Source organism: Flavobacterium sp. SORGH_AS_0622, from assembly GCF_030818825.1.
GTDB lineage: Bacteria > Bacteroidota > Bacteroidia > Flavobacteriales > Flavobacteriaceae > Flavobacterium.
The window spans coordinates 1,005,910-1,025,994 of the sequence record NZ_JAUTAX010000001.1 but is presented as its reverse complement, the minus strand read 5'-3'; the positions used below and the strand labels follow the sequence as shown (position 1 = coordinate 1,025,994).

At 32.6% G+C, this 20,085-nt stretch carries 13 protein-coding genes and 1 pseudogene; 4 read left to right on the top strand and 10 right to left on the bottom strand.

Annotated elements, in window-relative coordinates; all coding sequences use genetic code 11:
• Positions 1 to 31: 31 nt before the first annotated feature.
• Both QE431_RS04420 and QE431_RS04415 read left to right on the top strand, forming a co-directional pair.
• A complete protein-coding gene (locus tag QE431_RS04420; RefSeq protein ID WP_057119713.1) occupies positions 32 to 2,062 on the top strand; it encodes a hypothetical protein in 2,031 nt (676 codons plus the stop codon).
• Between the two features lie 11 nt (positions 2,063 to 2,073).
• Positions 2,074 to 3,948: a hypothetical protein gene (locus QE431_RS04415; protein WP_307293015.1), complete on the top strand. Its 1,875-nt coding sequence runs from the start codon at positions 2,074 to 2,076 to the stop codon at positions 3,946 to 3,948.
• 507 nt (positions 3,949 to 4,455) lie between these two features.
• Here QE431_RS04415 and QE431_RS04410 read toward each other — a convergent pair.
• The 7 genes and pseudogenes from QE431_RS04410 to QE431_RS04385 form a co-directional block, all read right to left on the bottom strand.
• Positions 4,456 to 7,242: a pitrilysin family protein gene (locus QE431_RS04410; protein WP_307293012.1), complete on the bottom strand. Its 2,787-nt coding sequence runs from the start codon at positions 7,240 to 7,242 to the stop codon at positions 4,456 to 4,458.
• A gap of 213 nt (positions 7,243 to 7,455) precedes the next feature.
• A pseudogene (locus QE431_RS22500) lies at positions 7,456 to 7,521 on the bottom strand (hypothetical protein); the annotation flags it as partial.
• Between the two features lie 41 nt (positions 7,522 to 7,562).
• Complete coding sequence (locus QE431_RS04405) at positions 7,563 to 8,468, bottom strand: TlpA disulfide reductase family protein (RefSeq protein ID WP_307293010.1); 906 nt, start codon at positions 8,466 to 8,468, stop codon at positions 7,563 to 7,565.
• Between the two features lie 152 nt (positions 8,469 to 8,620).
• A complete protein-coding gene (locus QE431_RS04400; RefSeq protein ID WP_307293008.1) occupies positions 8,621 to 9,823 on the bottom strand; it encodes a TlpA disulfide reductase family protein in 1,203 nt (400 codons plus the stop codon).
• Between the two features lie 65 nt (positions 9,824 to 9,888).
• Positions 9,889 to 11,295, bottom strand: coding sequence for a RagB/SusD family nutrient uptake outer membrane protein (locus tag QE431_RS04395; protein ID WP_307293006.1), 1,407 nt, complete (start codon positions 11,293 to 11,295; stop codon positions 9,889 to 9,891).
• A 17-nt stretch (positions 11,296 to 11,312) separates the two neighbouring features.
• On the bottom strand, positions 11,313 to 14,897 hold the full coding sequence (locus tag QE431_RS04390) for a SusC/RagA family TonB-linked outer membrane protein (RefSeq protein WP_307293004.1): 3,585 nt from the start codon (positions 14,895 to 14,897) through the stop codon (positions 11,313 to 11,315).
• A gap of 245 nt (positions 14,898 to 15,142) precedes the next feature.
• A complete protein-coding gene (locus tag QE431_RS04385; protein ID WP_134140411.1) occupies positions 15,143 to 16,291 on the bottom strand; it encodes a FecR family protein in 1,149 nt (382 codons plus the stop codon).
• Positions 16,292 to 16,570: 279 nt separating this feature from the next.
• Between QE431_RS04385 and QE431_RS04380 the strand changes: the two genes are divergently transcribed.
• Positions 16,571 to 17,182 (top strand): RNA polymerase sigma factor, encoded by a 612-nt coding sequence (locus QE431_RS04380; protein ID WP_134140408.1) that lies wholly within the window; start codon positions 16,571 to 16,573, stop codon positions 17,180 to 17,182.
• 9 nt (positions 17,183 to 17,191) lie between these two features.
• Here the strand turns inward: QE431_RS04380 and QE431_RS04375 are convergent, their stop codons facing one another.
• Both QE431_RS04375 and QE431_RS04370 read right to left on the bottom strand, forming a co-directional pair.
• Positions 17,192 to 17,542 carry a gamma-glutamylcyclotransferase family protein gene (locus tag QE431_RS04375; protein WP_134140406.1) on the bottom strand — a complete coding sequence of 117 codons (351 nt, stop codon included), beginning with the start codon at positions 17,540 to 17,542 and terminating at the stop codon, positions 17,192 to 17,194.
• Positions 17,543 to 18,292 carry an MBL fold metallo-hydrolase gene (locus tag QE431_RS04370; protein ID WP_307292999.1) on the bottom strand — a complete coding sequence of 250 codons (750 nt, stop codon included), beginning with the start codon at positions 18,290 to 18,292 and terminating at the stop codon, positions 17,543 to 17,545.
• A gap of 103 nt (positions 18,293 to 18,395) precedes the next feature.
• Here QE431_RS04370 and QE431_RS04365 point away from each other — a divergent pair, with 103 nt between their 5' ends.
• Positions 18,396 to 19,271: a LysR substrate-binding domain-containing protein gene (locus QE431_RS04365; RefSeq protein ID WP_057119740.1), complete on the top strand. Its 876-nt coding sequence runs from the start codon at positions 18,396 to 18,398 to the stop codon at positions 19,269 to 19,271.
• Between the two features lie 110 nt (positions 19,272 to 19,381).
• On the opposite strand, the gene fsa is transcribed toward QE431_RS04365, so the two are convergent.
• Positions 19,382 to 20,038, bottom strand: coding sequence for a fructose-6-phosphate aldolase (gene fsa / locus QE431_RS04360; protein WP_057119742.1), 657 nt, complete (start codon positions 20,036 to 20,038; stop codon positions 19,382 to 19,384).
• Positions 20,039 to 20,085 lie beyond the last annotated feature (47 nt).

The following is a 20,085-nucleotide window of genomic DNA, read 5'->3' as shown; positions in this document are numbered from 1 at the left end:
ATATAGAAGAACAAAAAAAATACCACAAAAAATGGATACAAATCACAATAGAATAAAAGTGGCTGATTTAGAAATAAATCAGCCAGATAAAATTTTAAGCACAAACTCCAATGGCGAATTGGAGTTTAGTGATATTGATGCGATTAAAATTGATAGTTACAATGGTTTAGATTATACTGAAGAAGGAAAAGTTTTAGATGCTAGACAAGGGAAAGTTTTGAAAGATCTTATTGATAATATAAATACGATAATTGCGTCCGACAATATTAACTTAAATAGTCTTCAAGAAGTAGCGGATTCAATTGAATCAATAAAAATTTCGATTACTAATATATTAACTAATTATTCAAATAATAGGTCTTGGGCCTTAGGCATTGACAGTGTGTCAACACAAAACTATACTTTAACTTTCGATGATTATAAGAAAGTGAAAGTTTTTACAAATGCAAATCCAACAAACTTTATTATACCGATAAATTCGGTCATTCCAATTCCTATAGGATATGAATTTGAATTTACACAAAAAGGTGATGGAATTGTAACAATTGGAGGAAGTGGAATTACTTTTTTGACGAATATTTCTTTGGCAATGGTAAAAGGGGAAACAAGGATTTTACGAAAAATTGACACTGATACATGGACAATAAGAGGCTCAAAAAACGATATCTCACAGCTTAATGATTCAAATTTGTTATTAAGTCCAAAAATTTGGAACACGATTTTTGTAAACAATATTACAGGAAATGATTCTACTGCTCAATTCGAAAATCCAAATAAACCATTTGCAACTATGCAAAAAGCACTTGAATTCCAATCAAGTTTAGAAGGATATTTCCCCTTTGATATTAAAATAATAATTACAAGTGGTGGGACTTATAATATGGGACAAAAGATGTTGTCGAATGGACCAAACAGTGAAACCAATATTTTACTTTATAATGTGAACATTACTGGCATAAAGGGCACTCCAACACTTGTTTTTACTAATGGAATAGATGTTGGAAGCACAACATTAAATAATGTAAATATAATACATCAGCAATTGACAAATGTTCCAATTAGCGGCGGATTAAAATTTAACGCTGGTAATCCAAATAGCTTTATAAATATTAACTCTATTAGATTTAGTAACATTACTGGTTTAGGAAACGTTTTTAGTCCTGCTGGTTTATTTCAATATGTGAAAATAAATAATATAATTATTGATAGTACATGCACTAATTGCCAAATAGATTTGTCAAGAATTAACACTCTTACTTTTGCAAAAATTGACAATATAACAAACAATGCTAATTCTTTTTCGGCAAGTAGCTCGAATAGCATTTTTTCACCCCCTTTTCAAGATTTTGAATTCAGTTCTATTACCAACAACTCAACTGTACCAATTAGTTTATGGGGTGAATGGTCTTCAACAACAGCTACAATTAAAATTGGAAATATAAGCAGTCCCAATGCTTTAATGAGAATTCCCCTAGGAATAGCTGCGGGAGATTATGGTGTAAATACAAAACTTAAAATACATTTTAAGGACTCAATAATTAACAACTGCTGGCTTTCAGGAAATACTTTAAATAGTCAATGTTATGTATCAGGAAAAGCAAAATTTAATTATTCTCTGCAAACTCCATTCATGACCATTACCAGAAGCCGATTAAACACAGACTTTTCAAACAAGGATACTTGTGTTTTAAAAGATTTAGAATTAGTTATTGATTACTCTATTACACCAACAAATCCAATAATATCCATACCAAACGCTATTAACAATGGTTCTGCAGGAATGACAAACGGAGAAGCACAGGTGATTTTAGAAAATGTTAAAATTAGGACAAACTCACCAGTTGAAATATTTAGAATTCCAGCCCCGAGTAAATTGGACACACCGCGACTAATTGTTTTTCGAGGTTTTAATTCTTTTGACAATTCTAAAGAGCTGATTAATATAGCCGTAACACCAACGGAACCAAAATATATAATATCTCAAAAAGCAACTATTTATCATCCTTTTAATGTTCTTAGCAATAATCCTTCTTTAAGTATAACTCAGGAGCAATCTTATTAATTAAAAACCAAATGAGCACAAATCACAACAGAATAAAAGTCGCTGATTTAGAAATAAATCAGCCAGATAAAATCCTGACCACGAACTCCGAAGGGGAATTAGAATTTAATAATATCAGCAATATTAAAGTTGATAATTATAATGGATTAGATTACACTCAGGAAGGCAAGGTTTTAGATGCAAGACAAGGGAAAGTTTTAAAAGATTCTTTAGACAATCTAAATAATTCTCTAGATATAAAAGAAGACAAGTCTAACAAAGTACAAAATATTGAAGAAAACAAAAACTCAACATCTGCTTTTCCAAGTATTAAATCATTATATGATTGGAGCAAAAGTATTTTTAAAACATGGCTAACAGACATAGAGAATTTTTCGTCTACTGCATATACACTAAATATTGACAATATTAATAAGACAACAATTTTTTCATCATCAAGCCCAATTACAATTACCATTCCTTCTGATTCTGTAGTTTCATTACCTATTGGAACAAAAAAAGAATTTGTACAAAAAGGAACTGGTTTAGTCACAATTAACGGCTCAGGAATTTCTTTTATAGCAAATATTCCTTTAACAATGACAAGTGGAGAAACTCGAACATTAACAAAAATTGAGAATAATACTTGGATTGTAAATGGAAATAAACAATCTTCGCAAATAGTAAAAGGAGTTTACTTCGTTTCTTCGACCGGAAATAATTTAACTGCCGAACCAGAAAACCCAAACAAACCTTATCTAACATTAGATGCAGCGATAACATCCTTTTTTGCAGATCCTAATTCAACATACATACAGATTCTCTCGCCATCTGTTTTTTACATTAATGTTGCCATGAATAACGGAACTACAAAAAAATTTGACTTAAGAAGCGAATTCGAGTGTACAGTAAACGTGATGACAACTAATATTTATACTGTAGATAGGCAATATTTCAATGTAGAAATACCTATGGGAGGTATTAATTTCAATCCCAACACTTCATCAAGAAATGGTTTTAATAATTCATTTGTAGACATTAAATCTTCTTGGATTGAATTTTCAAGTACTTATCAAGCTGGTTCGGGAAACTCTTCCGAAGCTAACTTAGTCTGTAAAATTTTAAATGTAAAGATAACCAATCCTGATGGAATTTTTAGTGGTACTGGAGGATCTAGAAAAATAAACATAGAAGCTAATACTATAAATTTTAGAGGTGCAACATATCTAGTCGGGTCTTTTATGAATTTAACTTTAGACTTTGATAACTTAACTCATGATAGTTCATTTCTACTTTTAAACAGTGCTTTTACATCTGGTGATATTAACCATGGTAGTATTTCATCAGTGGTACCTTATGTAAATTCAACAAACTTTAGTTATTTGTATGGTAATAATGTCAACATTAAGTTTAAAGGAAATGCTCAAATAAATTCAAATATAAGCATAAATAGATTTAATTGTAATGGAAGTTGTATCATAACAGGTATCGCAAAATATACAAATTCTGATCAGTTTATTGCAGGCGGAAATAACTTCCCTGGTTTGATGTTTATTAATGCAAACATTACAGCTAAAAACTTAATAGCAGGACGAGATTTAACCAAATCAATATTATTTTCAAATTGTACATTTACTCTTTTAGGAGGCTGTTTAATTTCATATGTAGAAACACGTTCATCGCTAAACTATGATGAAATCACAGCTGAATTCGTTGGCAGCAATTATATTATTGTCCAAAATGATAATCAATATATTACTTATGATGAACCTTTTTGGCTATCTACTAATCAGCCAACATGGAATATTAAAAATGGTATTTTATTTACTAATGGAGTAATTTCAGCAGGAGTAAATATACAGCGTAGAAATTTGAATCAGTATAATTCAACAACAATTATCTTATAAAAAAGCTTCATATATTTATTCCATTATATTACTATTTAAAAATAGGATTTATTTTATTTAAATATAGCATTTAGAATTGTAATCAAAACAATTATAATGGAAATATTTTACAGAGGTAATTTTAAAACTCAAATAAAAACCCAACTCCAAAATCAGTTGATTTTGGAGTTGGGTTTTTAAAATTAAATACTAGAGCCATTCACTCCCTCTTTCTTACTTTCATATTCCAAAGATTATCCAAATTCAATTGAAATGGAATTACATATTTTCAGAAAATAAAAAAATAAGCATTTATTTATACTTTAAAGCTAAATCCAAATAAAAAAGAGCTGCTTGCCGACAGCTCTTAAAAGGTCTTTCATAGAAAATGGCTTACTAATTCAGATTCTAAAATGAAATAATGAAAGACGATTACTGATTGATGATTTTAGTCTCAGTTTACAGTCACAGTTTAGAGTTTAGGTTACTAACTGAAAGCTGTGACTGTAAACTGCCACTTAAAAAAAACTACTTCAACGGATTACCGTTTTGGTCAAGAGAACCAGATTTGATTATAATTATTTTATCCAGTTGGATGTATTTCTTAATCGCATCGTTTACCTGCTGTAAAGTTGCTTTTTGAATATCTTTTGGATATTGGTCAATATAGTTTGGCTCTAAACCTCTTTCTATAAAACTCAAAATTGTTCTTGCCATTCCGTTTGTCGTGGACATTCCAACTTTAAAACTGCCGATTAAGTTGGTTTTCTTGTTTTCTAATTCTTCTGCCGTAATTCCATTTTTTACCCATTTATCAACTTGAACCATCGTCGCGTCTAAACCTTTTTGAAATAACCCTGGGTTGAAAGAAGCATTTACAAACCAGTAACCACCTGTCTGAATATTTCCGCCAATTCCTGAAGAAATACTATAGGTCAAACCATCATTATCGCGAACTGTCTGCATTAAACGTCCTGCAAAACCGGCTCCCAAAGTATAATTAGCAATATAAAACGGAATATAATCTGCATCGGCTCTTTTTAAACCTGTAAACTGTCCTATAAATAATTCTGCACTTGGCTTTTCTGGAATTGTTACGACTTCTGTTTTTGCCGAAGATTTTGAAGCTTCTTCAAATTTTAAGTTTTCTGAAACTCCCCCATTCCAATTTTTAAATGATTTTTTTAATGAAGCATTTAAATTCGCTCCATCTGTGTCTCCTACAATTACCAGACGCATTGATGTTGTTCCGAAATATTTTTTGTGGAAAGCTTTAACTTCATCCAACGTTGCAATCTTAATATTCGAAATATTATCTTCAACGTTCAAGCTGTAATTTGGATTGTTTTTTGGATAAATGGCTTGAGATAAAGCAATGCTTCCTCTTTCGCCTGGATCGTTTAAACTTTGTTGTGTGTTTCCGATAAACTGTTGTTTTAGATTTTCAAACTCTTTTGTATCAAACAACGGATTTCTTAATTCTTCAGCCAATAAAGCAATTACTTGATCTAGATCTTTTTTCAAACATTTAAATCCAATATTTATTTTAAATGTTGATGCATTGACATTCAAGTTTACTCCTAGTTTTTGAAGCTTTTCTGAGAATTTAAATTTATCATTTAAAGTTGTTCCTTTAGACAACATAGAAGCAGTTAAAGCTGGAATAATCGGGTTTTTATGTTCTCCCGAATAATTTCCTAACGAAATGCTTGCTGCCACTGTCACAAAATCTTTAGCAGAAGTTTTAACCGAAACTACATCTATTCCAGAAACTTTTTCTCTTTTATAAACGGAGGCTGTTTTTTCAATATTTTCTTTTGAAATACTTACCTCTAAAATATTTTTTATTGGTGAATCAACAGACGAACTTTCTTCCTGTACATGTCCTTCCTCTGAATGTCTGTAATAAAATGGTCCGTTTTCTGGTAAAAAATTATTTGCCTGAGCTGTTTCTTTATTTTGAGAACCTGACTGTTTCGGAATGAAATATCCGGTTGTACTTTGATCTTCAACTAAATATTGCTGCGCTACGCGAATAACATCTGCCGGAGTAACTTTTTTCAAACGGTCAACTCCTGTAATGTAATCTGTCCAGTCTCCAGCTGCAATGGCTTCGTTTAATTCGGAAGCAATAACACCAGAACCGTCACGAGCTAAGATTGTTTGTGCGCTAATTTTTGCCACAACACGATTTACCTCATCCTGTGTCACGCCTTCTTTCTGAATTTTAGCTACAACTTCAGTGATTTTAGCATCGATATCTTCATGTTTTGATGTGGTTGGAAAACCAACACCAATGGTAAAAAGTCCGACTTCTTTAAAATTCGTTGCATTCGCATACGTATAAACTCCCATTCGGGTATCAACGAAAGTTTTGTTCAAAATAGCCGAAGGACCCGAACCAATGATTTCTCCCAAAATATTCAATGCCGGAAGATCTTCATGCAATGCACCTGGAATTTTATAGGCTTTATTTACAACGCCCAATTCTCCTGGTTTTCTAACCACAATTTTACGAGCTCCATACTGCTGAGGCTCTTCTGTATATGGCTGAGGCATGACGTGTGGCGCTTTCGTAATTTTTCCGAAATACTTTTCAATCAATTCAAAAACATTTTCTTTTTTGAAATCTCCGATAATTGTTAAAGTTGCATTATCTGGCCAATAATAGGAATTGTAAAAGTTTTTTAAGACTTCAATTGGCGCTTTTTCAATATCTGATTTCCATCCAATTGTTGAATGATGATATGGATGTGCAATATAAGCGGAAGCCCAGATTTCTTTATCTAATAAACTGTTCGGATCGTTTTCACCACGTTCAAATTCGTTTCGCACAACTGTCATTTCCGCTTCTTTATCTTCTTTTAATAATAAAGAATTTCGCATTCTGTCAGCTTCGATTTGAATCGCCAATTCGATTTTATCACTCGGAAGTGTTTCAAAATAATTGGTACGGTCGTACCAAGTTGTCGCATTTAACTGTGCTCCTGTATTTTGAAGAACATCAGTAATTGTATTTCCGTTTTTTTTGTTGAAAGTCGGAGTTCCTTTAAACATTAAATGTTCTAAAAGATGCGTTGATCCCGTGTTTCCTAAAACTTCATGTTTTGATCCTACGCGGTATACAATTTGTATCGTTGCAACTGGCGAAGCGTTGTCCTGTAAAAGCAAGACATTCATTCCGTTGGGCTGATATAAATATTCTTCGATTCCGCCGACTTCTTTAATTTTCTTAAAATTAACCGATTTATTCTGCGCAGAAACAAGCGTACAAAAAGCTAATGAGCAATAGCCCAGAAAGATGTATTTTTTCATTTTTTTGTGATGTTATTTTTTTAGTTTTCAGTCACAGTTTTCAGTCGCAGTTCCACTGGAAACTGAAAACTGTGACTGAAAACTAATTTAAGATTTACTGAAGATTTCTTTCAATTTTGATTGTAATTCAGCTTCTCTAAGATTTTTGGCAATGATTTTTCCGTCAGGTCCAATTAAGTAATTGGTTGGAACCATTTTTACACCGTATAAAACGGCAGCTTCGTTCTGCCAGCCTTTTAAATCAGAAACATGAGTCCACGTTAATCCGTCTCTTTCAATTGCTTTTTCCCAAAGTTTCTTTTTATCATCTAACGAAACTCCTAAAACATCAAAAATCCTTTATCATGGTACGTTTTGTAAGCCAAAACTACATTTGGATTTTCTTTTCTGCATGGACCGCACCAGCTTGCCCAGAAATCAACCAAAACATATTTTCCTTTATAATCGGCTAATTTCACAGCTTTTCCGTTTACGTCAGGTTGAGAAAATTCAGGTGCTTGAGAACCAACAGCTGTTTTATCATTAAGATCAATGGCTTCTTTTAACTGTTTTCCGTAAAATGATTTTTGTACTTCTGGAGACAAAACAGCAAAATACGTTTTTACTTGTGCTGGAGTTCCGTAAGAAACAATTCGATCATTAATTATTAAAGCAGCGGCTATTTTATCTTTATTTTTTCGGATAAACTTATCGGTTAAATCATCAGCGAAAGCGGCAAGATCTTTCCATTTTTTATCCATTGCAGTTTGCTGTTCTGCATTTAATTTTACTTTTCCCTTCTGAGTTAAAGAATCAGACAATTTGTAAATAGGACCAGCGATGTTTTGTATTTTTTTGAATTCGTTATCATAATACGACTTATAAATATCGTTTTGTGTCGCGCCGCTAACTTTAGCTTTAAAAATGGAATCTTTTTTAGCTTCTACTTTTATATCTTCATTATCCAAAAGAAAATAGGCACCGTATTCTTCTCCCTTTAGTTTAATAGTATGCAGCAATGGTTCTGAAACTTTTCCCGTAAAAGTAAAAGCTCCTTCTGGACTGATTTGTGCGGAATCGGTTATTTTCTTGTTTCCTTTTTCATCTGTGTTTTCCAGATAAACCGTTCCTTTATCTAATCCTGCGATTGTGCCATTGATCGTAAATCCTTCTTTTTTGGAACAAGAAGAAAGCGCGGTTATAAATGCCAAAGCAGTCAAACCTGATTTTAAGATTGTACTTTTCATGTTATTTTTTTGTTTTTATTTTTTATTTAAACACGTAGAATCATAGATGCTGTAAGCTTTAAAAAAGACATTTCATTTATTAAAACAAACATAGTTATAGTTCTTATCAAGTGTTTTTTAATTTTTAATTCTCAATTTTTAATTCCTAATAATTAAGATTTCAAAAGCTCTTTTAATTTTGCTTCCAATTCTGCACCTCTTAAATTATCGCTGATAATTACACCTTTACTATCTAATAAATAAGTGGCTGGAATTGTTTTTACGTTAAACGATTTACTTACCTTATCATCGTCTAAAAGATTGTGCCATGGCATTTTTTCTATTCCTAGTGCTTTCTGCCAGGCTTTTTCATCTTTATCAATTGAGATGCTTAAAATTTCAAATCCTTTATCGGCATACTCAGAATAAGCTGTTTTTAAGTTCGGAATTTCTTTTCTGCATGGACCGCACCACGAAGCCCAAAAATCAATTAAAATATATTTTTTTCCTGAAACGATTTCTTTAGCTGTATAAGCCTTTCCGTCTTTATCTTTTAATCCGAAATTAGCAACACTTGTTCCTATTAGAGATTTAGGATTCAAATCTTTGTCTACCAATTGTCCGTAATAACTTTTCTTTGCCGTTTCAGAAAATTGCTCAAAAAGCGGCTTTTGATCTGGCGTAAAATAACTGTATTGGGTCATCATGAAAAAAGGTCCCCACCAAGTTGTTTTATGTTTGGCGATAAGATCTGTTGTTGTTTTTTGTACTTTGGTAAAAAATGCTTTTTCATCTGCTTCGAATTTTTTCCATTCTGGAGAATTTCCGATAGAGTCTATCAGCTTTTTATTTCCAGACGTTCTGGCTTTCGAATATAGTTTTCCAAGTTCTTCTGTACCTTTATGATAGTCTTCGTAATCTTTATTTAATTCAGCTTTAAAAGCAGTTTCCTTTTTATAATAGTCGTTTGATTTAGAACCTGTAATAACTTCATTTTTAAAGTTAATTCGCTCGTCTTCACTTTTTGAAACTTCTCCATCTGCCGTAACTTTTATTTTAGAATTTTCAACGATTAAATGAATATATCCTTTATTCTTTCCAAAAACCAGATAAAAAAAACGCGGTTCATTTAATTTTCCTGTAAAGGTAAATTTACCCTCTTTCAAGGTTGTTTCAGCGACTGGCGATTCAGAAGAATGTGTTGCGCCCGGTGTTAATTGTACTGTTGTTCCGTCTGCAAGACCAGTAATATTTCCTTCAATGGAATAAGAAGCTGGTGCAAGCGCTATTGCTTTTTTCTTTTGTGCAATACCGTTATTTGAAATTACAAATAGGCATACACACAATCCTAATACTTTGTATTTAATTGTATTCATTTTTTTTGATTGATGTTTAATAAAGCTTCCCTTTCGGGATTCTTACTCAGGAAGCTTTGGGATTTTTACTTCGCTACATTTTGAGTTATCGTTCCGTTTCCTGGATTTTGCGTTGCTCCCTGTGGAAATGGCATTGTCCATAAATGAGAATCTGATGATAATGTGTACGTAGTTCCGTTTGCTGTTTTAGTATAACTTACTTTATAAACACCTTCTGCATTTAAACGGCGTGCGTCTGCAAAAGGAATCAATGTGTTCGTAAGTTCATTGTTTTTTGTTCTGAAAATAGCATTCAAAGCTGTTGTTTTATCTGTAGTCGAAATATCCTGATAAGAAGCAGGCAGAATACGAGTTTTACGAACTGTATTTAAAACGTTCAGCGCCTCACTAATTTGTCCTGCACGAGCCAGACATTCAGCTTTAATTAAATAAACTTCTACAGTTGTGATTCCGCCGAAGTTAAAAAAGCCAGACAAAGTTCTTCTGTAATAGGTTTCTGCACCAACAGTGTAAATTTTCCAACGAGAAATAAAACGGGCATCACCAGTTTCAAAACGCTGTGCGCGCTCTACTGGAATACTATTTTCTGTCGATAAATTATTTGTAATACCATGACGATAATTATAATTTTCTACATAGTTAAATCCCATAGGAGAAGTTGTTGCTGTATAAGAATTTGGAACATCAATAATTGCTTTATTGGTATTGTAATATCCAATCCAATCATACAATTTATTATTTTCTGCTAATGCTAAATCTGCATATTTTAACGCTTCTGTATAATTATTCATTTGCAGATAAACTCTTGAATAAAAGGCGTAACCCGCTCCTAAATTTGGATGTAAAGGCGTTTGAGAAACTTTCAACAAATAGGGTAAAGCTTCTTTAACATCATTCAAAATGAAATCATACATTTCCTGAATCGTTACTTGTTTGCTCGGTGCATTAATATTGGCACTTGTTATCAACGGAACTGATAATTTTGTTGAAGCTGATGAAGCTACATAAGTATCTGCATAAAAATTCACCAAATTAAAGTAATTCATGGCACGAAGTACTTTTGCTTCTGCCCATACTACTCTTTGTTCTGCTTCCGTTGCTTGAGTGGTACTTAATGCATTTTCAATAATTAAATTAAATGTCGAAATTCCAGCATAACTTGAGTAATACATCGTTTCATCGGACACTTTTAATGCAATACGGTCTGCATTTTCGTCCCACATATAATTGGCAGCAAACAACCTATTATTTGCTAAAGAGGCAACAGTTACATATTGGTCATTTAATAATTGTGAAGCTCCAGTAATATCAACTCTATGATTTGTGTATTCGTCACGTAAAAAAGCTTCATAATCTGCTAATGTTGTTGGTGATTTTGATCCTTTTGGAATGTCACTCAAATAATCTTCGCAAGATGCTAAAGTCAATCCTAAAGCCAATAAATACGCAATCTTTTTATATATATTTTTCATCGTCTAGTCTTTATAAATTAGAAATTAACGTTTACACCCAAAACAAAACTTGGAGATTGGAAACCATTTAAAAGATACTTTGCATCTCTGCTTTTAGCAAAAGTATATACGTTTTCTGCGTTTAAATTGAAACGTATACCGTCTAATTTTATTCTTTTTATAATGTCACTTGGCATTTGATAAGCCAATGAAATGTTGCTTAATCTTACATTCGATGCATCTAAAATATTAATATCTGCATAGGAATAAATAGTACGAGAATCTGAGCTAAATTCTGGATCATATTCGTATACTGCTCTCGGAATATTTGTGAAAGCTTCGTCTCCAGGCTGCTGCCAACGGTCTGCAATATGATTATTAACAACTGAAATATTGGTAATATAACCTCCCATTGCACCCGAATAAACATTATCTAACATTGGCAGAAACGTATTTCTAATTTTATGACCTAGTTCGTAAATGAAAAGTGCTGAAAGTGAGAAGTTTTTATAATTTGCAGAAGTATGGAAAGATCCACTGTGCGTAGGAACTGTTGAACCAAAATCCTGAATAGCATCTATTTGTCCCGGATTGTATTTTACTGCCGTTCCAGAAGCATCATAAACCTGAGGTATTCCTGTACTGCTTAAGCCAGCCCACTTGTAACCATAAATAGAATTAAAACTTGTTCCAACTCTAGGAAAAGCCTGTGGGTAATCTAATTGCAGGTAATAAACGGGCGCTTTTACATTTACGTAATCGACTTTGTTCTTGTTGTAAGCATATAGAACAGATGCATCCCAAGAGAATGAAGGCGTTTTTACAATAGTTCCTCTTAAAGTAACTTCGATACCTTTGTTCGTCATTTCTCCGTTGTTAAGCGTGTAAGTCGAATAACCCCATCCTTCTGTTGGAATTCCCTGGCTGCTCGCTAACAAATTTTCTCCTTTTTTATTATATAAATCTAGAGTTCCTCCTAATCTGCTCTTAAAAAATGAAAAGTCTAAACCAATATTAGTTGTCGTTGTTTTTTCCCAAGACAATTCTGGGTTTGGTCTCTTGCTTACAGTTCCCTGGTTTCCTCCAACATTGGAGTTAGAATTATAATATGCTGTTAAGTACGGCGCAGAATCTTTAGCGATATTTCCTCCAATACCATATGAAGCACGAAGTTTAAGCCCGTCTACCCATGCAGCATCAAAAAATGATTCTTTGTCAATATTCCATGCGGCTCCTGTTGACCAAGTTGGTTTGTTTTGGTATTCACTGTCTGTTCCCCAAAGGTTAGAACGATCCCAGCGAATACTTCCAGAAAGTGTATATCTTTTATCATAAGTATAACCTCCAGTTCCATAAACCGAAACGAAACGATTTTGTAATTCTTTTTCTAATGAAAACTCGTTTTGTGACATATAACCACTAAAAACAGTTCCGTACACTTTTAATAAATCAGCTTGATTGACTGGCGCAAAACCTAAAGTCTGCGAATCATATCCGTAACGTGTATTGTCTTTATATTCTTGTTTGGAATGGCGGATTTCCATACCTGCAATCGCAGAAAAATCATGCTTTTCGGCAAAAGTCTGATTGAAGTTTAATTGCTGACGGAAATTATAAGCATTAGAATACTGATTGGTTTCTTTTATAATATCTCCGTATGGTAAATTATAAACAGCTTTGTTATTGGCAATTGTCACCATTCCGTTCACCTTACTTCTTACATAATAAGAGTCTTTACCAAATAATTGATTAGCACGATCTGAACCAAACTCGTATTGAAACATTGCATTATATGTAAATGCGTTACTAAATTTCACATTAAACTTTGCATACGTCCTGTTTAAGAAATTTTTGCTTTCAATTAAATTTCTCCCCAACTCATCCATCGGAGTGATGTTCATATCATAAAGACCATAATTCTTTATAGAATTAAGTGTAAAACTATTGTAGCGGGATTCTGGTGTAGATACAAAATTAGTTCCATCATTATTAACTAATTGATTGTATGGCTGATGTTTATAACCCGCATTAAGGGTACTGGAAGACGAATTAATAGGATTGTAACTCTGCGTATCTCCTTTTCCGAAATTAACATAAGTCCCTAAGTCTAAAGATAACCAGCTGTTAATTTGAGTTGAGTTTTTTAAATTAAGACCAACAGTTTCATTTTCAGAATAAATATCTTCAAGCTGATTATTTTTATAGGTTAAAGAAGCATTGAAAGTATTCGTTTCTGTCGCTTTTCCTAGACTTAGATTATGCTGCAAAAAATATTGATCGCGTTTTGCATATCGCGCTACATCATCATAATATTTATAACCTTGAGAACCAAGTGCATCTAAACGACTGTTCATTTCTGCCATTGAAGTTTTTCCTGCATAACCATTTAAAATAGTCTGCATTCCTAAACTTGTAAATACGGCATTGTTTAGCAATGATTGTGCATACGTACTTGCATTAGCCGTTTTTAAATTAGGATTTCCGTCTGCCCATCCTTTTTCTAAACCAATAATATCAGCAGAACTCGTAAGGTTTCCGGTATAATTTCTATAAGGAGTAACCGTTAAATTACTTGAAAATGAAATAGTTGTTTTTCCTGCTTTTGCTTTTTTAGTTGTAATAACGACAACTCCATTTGCGGCACGCGCACCATAAATAGACGAAGCCGCAGCATCTTTTAGAACCGTTATCGTTTCAATATCTTCTAAGTTCAGACTTGGAAGATTTTCTTCTAGTGTACTATAAGGAGTTAGCCTAGTGTTTTCAACAGGAAACCCGTCAATAACATACAAAGGCGCTGTTGACCCAGTCATTGAAGTCGTTCCACGAATTTTACCATCCTGATATCCTACGATACGTCCTTCTAAAATTTTATCTATACTACTTAAACGTTGTTCTTTAAAATCTGCAGCTTTTAAATTTGAAAAAGATCCTGTAGCCTTTTCCGCATCAATATTTTGATATCCAGTTTTTAATACTAAACCTTCTAGTTCTAGTACATCTTCTTTCAATACAACATTAATAACACTTCTTCCTTCAACTTTAATTTCTTGTCTTACATATCCTAAATAAGCAAATGCTAAAGTAGTTTCGCTGCTTACCGCTATAATTTGATATTCTCCATTAAAATCTGTCTGAACGCCTCTACCCGAACCATTATCAGAAATTGCGGCGCCAACTAGAGGCATACCTTTTTCATCGGTTACACGTCCTTTTACGATAAAGTCTGCTTCGGCTTTTACTGTTCTTTCTTCAGGAGCTTTTTTAGCCATTAAAACGATATGATTTCCAGAAACTTTATAGTCAGTTCCTGTATCTCCAAAAATGGTATTTAAGAGTGTCTCAATAGCAACATTACTTTCATTAATAGTAATAATTCTATTTAAATCGACAGATCTTACATTGTAAACAAATCTGTAATTGGTTGTGTATTCGAGCTTTTCAATAGCTTTAGCAACAGTCATATTATTAGCACTAAAAGAGATTTTAGCTTTTTGCGAATAAGTAGTTCCGGCGTGCATTATTGTTAAGGCGGTGAATAAAAATAATGTGGTCAATTTCATCTTCAAATCAAATTTCAAAAAAGGCTTGTCGAACCTGATTTTGTTCAATACTTTTTTCATACTTTTAAAATGTTTTTTTAATGTTGGTTGGTTAATTAACTGACCGCATTTACTCTACCGGGAAATGTTGGCGCATTTTCCGGTTTTTTTTATAAATAACGATCCATTTCATTTTTGGACTTTTGTTACATAGGCGCTTTATTTATTTTAGATTGGTGATTTTAGATTTTAGATTGCAGATTTTAGAGTATTAACATTCAAACTAACAACTAACAACTAACAACTAATAACTAATAACTAACAACTTACTTAATCGTGATTTTATCCCTGTCAATGATATAATCTATTGCGTAACTATCACTAAAATATTTCAAAACCACTTCGATGGGTTCGTTATCAAAACGAGCATTGAAAATTTCTTTTCCGAGCATTTTATTTCGGTTTATAAACGTGACATTATAATGACGTTCCAGCTTCTTGATAATATCATTAAACGAAGCATTTTTAAACACTAAACTTCCTTTTACCCAAGCCGTATAATAGTCTGTATTAACTTGTTCTATTTTAATTTCTGAACGACTTTTTATAGTCGATCCTTTTTCACCAGGTTTTAAGTAAACAGGATTTTCTTTTGCTTTCTGATCTTTATAAAGCGATACTTTTCCTTCGACCAAAACCACATCAGTACTTATATTTTCAGTATATGTATCTACGTTAAATTTGGTTCCCAAAACCTCAACGTTTACATTTTGTGTATTAATCATAAACGGATGCTGCTTGTCTTTTTCTACTTCAAAATAGCCTTCTCCAAGAAGATAAACTTGTCGGTTTTGATTTTTTACAAATTGCACTGGATATCGAAATGAAGTCCCAGCGTTTAAATGCACCAATGTGCCGTCTGATAATTGCACTTCAAACTTTTTACCATATGGAATTCTAAGGACATTATAAACCAGCTCTCCTTCAGAATAAGCTTTGTTATAAACCAATCTATTTTTTTCTTGTTTACCAATGATGTTTCCATTTTTGTCGGTTACATTTCTGGCTTCATTAGGATCAAGAGTTTGCGATTCATTTCCTAGCTGCAGTACAATTTCATCTTCTCTCGGAATCACTACATTTTGCTTTGAAGGTGAAGATTCTGAATTTTTATAAAGATAAAATCCTCCCAGAGCCACAATCAAAATAGCTGCATATTTATAATAAGATGAAAATCTTCTTTTTGCAAAAACATTATTTTCGTTTTGAATTCTTTGAGAAAGCTGTTTTCTTACTTCGGTAGAATCAAAATTGTTCATAGCAGTATCTATTGCGTAATTGGTTTTCACAAAATCCTTAAACACAATTTGGTTTTCATCTTCTTTTAACCATTCTGTCAGCTTCTCAATTTCTTCCTGACTTGCCTGATTTGTGATAAATTTAACGATTAACCGCTCTGATTTTTTCACTGTCATTTTTGTTGTTTTTAATATTATTACGAAGCAAAAAAACAAAACCCTAACAATTTGATAAAGTTTTTTTCATTTTGCTGATTTTTTTTCTTTTCGCAAGTTTTTTCTTTCAACAAACACTACTAATTTGATAGAAATAAAAGGGTAAATGTTTTTACTTTTGCATTTTTTGCTCCTTTTATTTGTAATAATTTTCAAATAGAAAATCAAAAAATCGGGAAAATTGAACCAAATACAGTCTAATTTAAGCCCAAAAACCTATTAATTTATATATTTGTTTCTATGAAAACTGATGATTACAACGATAATGATAAACTGATTGAGTCTCTCAGAAATGGAGATGAAACGGCGTATACTTATTTAATCGATACTTATCATCATCAACTTTGCGTTTACGCCAACAGTTTAGTCAAAAATGTGTACAGTGCCGAAGACATTGTGCAAAATGTTTTTATTAAAGTTTGGGAACATCGTACACGATTAAAATCGGATCATGCCTTGAAAAGTTTTCTTTACAAACTGACTTACAATGAGTTTATAGATTTGTACAGAAAAAATCAATCTTTATTTTCTTTAGAAAAATCATATTATGATGCTTTGAACGGAATCGTTCAGGAAGATAATTCAGAAGCTTTTCAGAGAGTTTTAAATGCGGTAAATAAAGAGATTCAAAATCTTCCTCCAAAATGTAAAGAGGTTTTTATTTTGAGTAAAAAAGAAGGTTTGACTAATATTGAAATTGCAGAACATTTAGACGTTTCTATAAAAACGGTTGAAGCTCAGATTACTAAAGCTTTTTCTATTCTCCGTTCTTCTTTAGAAGAAAAAGTAAGGAGTGTATTGTTTTTGTTATTTTCAGCTAAAAAAAAATTCAGACTAAATAATTTAATCTGAATTTTCCTTTTATTGTTTTAAAGCATAAATAAATCCTGTTCCCTTTTTTCCGTTTTCGAGTTCATATTCCGTTTGAATTCGCATATAACCGTCGCCTTCAAATTCGTCAAGATAATCCCAATTTGCTGTTAGATCATTAGAAAAAAGCACATAACAATTGATAGTTTCTGCCTCTTCTGCATTGACAGGAATAAAACCATGATATCCTAGAGATGATCCCCAGCCTCCTTCCTGCAATTTCCCTTTTATAGCTGCTTTCTGCCATTCTCCCTTAATAGGATTCATAACAGAATGATTGGATTCGCCCGGTGCCAGCGAACCGTAAATAATTAATGCAGGCATTGATTGTAAATCTTTCATTTATGATACGTATTCCATTTTTTGTTCAAAAAATTCCAGAACTGGCATTTTCATATCGTGGTAAAAAAGCACTTTCCAGTTTTCGTCTTTTGCCTGCTGTTCCCATTTTTTTCGTGATTCCATAGCGCGTTTTCCATCAAAGTCAGTTTTGTAAGCAACGTGCATTGACCAGTATATTTTTTGAGGCAAATCGTCTGCGCCGTAAAAAACAATTTCATCATCGGCTTTGATCCAGAAAACTTGATGATATTTGGTATGTCCGGCTGAAACTTCGTAGAAAATTTCATCAGTAATCTGCCCGCTGTCATTATGCATTAATTCTACATTAGGCAGTTTTTTCAGCTCATTTAAAATCTCAAAAACATAAGACGGATTATTGATTTGCTCTAAAGCAAAATCTATCTCCCGTTCCTGAATGTAAATCTTAGCATTTGGAAAATTACAAACGAAATTTCCATTCTCAAAATAACCAATTCCTTCGATATGATCTTTATGCAGATGTGAAACTAAAACTTTTGTTATTTGGTCTGGTGTAATATTATTCTTTTTCAGCATTTCATGAATAAACGGAATTCCATCATTCATAAATCCTAAACCCAAATCTAATAATATGACATCATTATCTGTAATGACCAAAAAAGGTTGTATTGCCATTTTAAGACCTTTATCGGTTGTTTCTTTTGTAATCAGCTTAAACTCTTTTTTAGAATTAGCTATATAATTTCCTTCTTGTAAAGCTATAATTTTCATTTTTGTTCTGCTTTAATTTTGCGACAATACAAAGTTCTTAAGATTTTTTATATTTGTAAAACCTTATTTTTCGATAAAATCAATCGATAAAACCGATTTAGAAATGGAACTTCGACAACTTAAATATTTTCTGAAAGCAAAAGAATTACTGAATTTTACAGAAGCCGCAACTGCGCTTCATATCAGTCAAAGCACTTTATCACAGCAAATTAAACAATTGGAAGATGAATTGCAAGTACCTCTTTTTAATAGAATTGGAAAACGAATTACACTTACAGAAGCAGGAGATTTATTTTCGGTCTACGCACAGCAGTCTGTCAACAAAGCAACTGACGGATTTGAACTTTTAAAAGATTTGAATAATCTTGAAAATGGAAAAGTAGCGATTGGTGTGACATACGCACTTCGTCATGTGGTTACAAAAGCTTTGATTTTATTTAGTTCAGAGTATCCTAAAATTCAATTCGAAATCGTCTTTGGAACTTCGCAGGAACTGATACAAAAACTAAATCTTTTTGAGCTTGATGTGATTCTCACTTTTGAAGAAATTGCTTCTGAAGCACATTTTAAATACAGGGAATTATTTACATCTCCAATGGCTTTGGTTACCTCAACCGAAACATCATTTAGCACTAAAAAAAGTATTTCTTTGAGTGAAGTCAGTTCTCTGCCGCTCGCACTTCCTTCAAGTGGTTTCAGTACTACACAGTTTATAAATAAAGCTTTTAAAAAAGACAATCTCAATCCGGAAGTTACGATTGAAATTAATGATATTCCCACTTTACTTGAATTAATCAAAACGGGAAAATGGCATACCATTTTAACTAAAACAACAATCGAAAACGAAAAAGATTTGCATGCGATACCCATAAAAGGAGAAAACATGACCAGAACTGCGATGCTTATTTCTTTGAAAGAAGTGTATGAGAAAAAAGCGGTGATTGCGTTTTTGAAAACGTTGATGGAGAATTTGAAATAAGTTTTTACATCATTATTTTAAAATTTGTTATTGATAAAATTCTCTGCATCACTTAAAAAAAAAGCCCTTTTCAGTGCGAAAAGGGCTTAGGTCCATGCTGTATTTAGAGTTTAGAGATTCATTTTTTTAGCATCTTCAACAAATTGTTTCAAACCAATATCTGTTAGCGGATGTTTCAACAAACCTTTAATTGCCGAAAGAGGTCCAGTCATTACATCTGAGCCTACTTTTGCACAATTTACAATATGCATAGTATGTCGTACTGAGGCTGATAATATTTGAGTTTGGTAATTGTAATTATCGTAGATTTCTCTGATTTCTTCAATTAAATGCATTCCATCTGTAGAAACATCATCTAATCTTCCTAAAAATGGAGAAACATAAGTTGCGCCGGCTTTCGCAGCTAATAAAGCCTGACCTGCAGAAAACACTAAAGTTACATTGGTTTTAATTTCTTTTGATGAAAAGTATTTACAGGCTTTTATACCATCGCCGATCATAGGCAGTTTTACCACAATCTGCGGATGAAGCGCAGCAAGCTCCTCTCCTTCTCTTACCATTCCTTCATAATCGGTTGAGATTACCTCAGCAGAAACATCGCCATCTACAATGTTACAAATGTCAAGATAATGTTTAAGGATATTTTCTTTTCCGGTTATGCCTTCTTTTGCCATTAAAGACGGATTGGTTGTTACGCCGTCTAAGACACCCAAAGATTGTGCTTCTCGAATATCTTCTAGATTCGCAGTATCAATAAAAAATTTCATAGTTTTTTGGTTAAAAAATTTGATTAAATAGTGGTTTATTTTGAGTA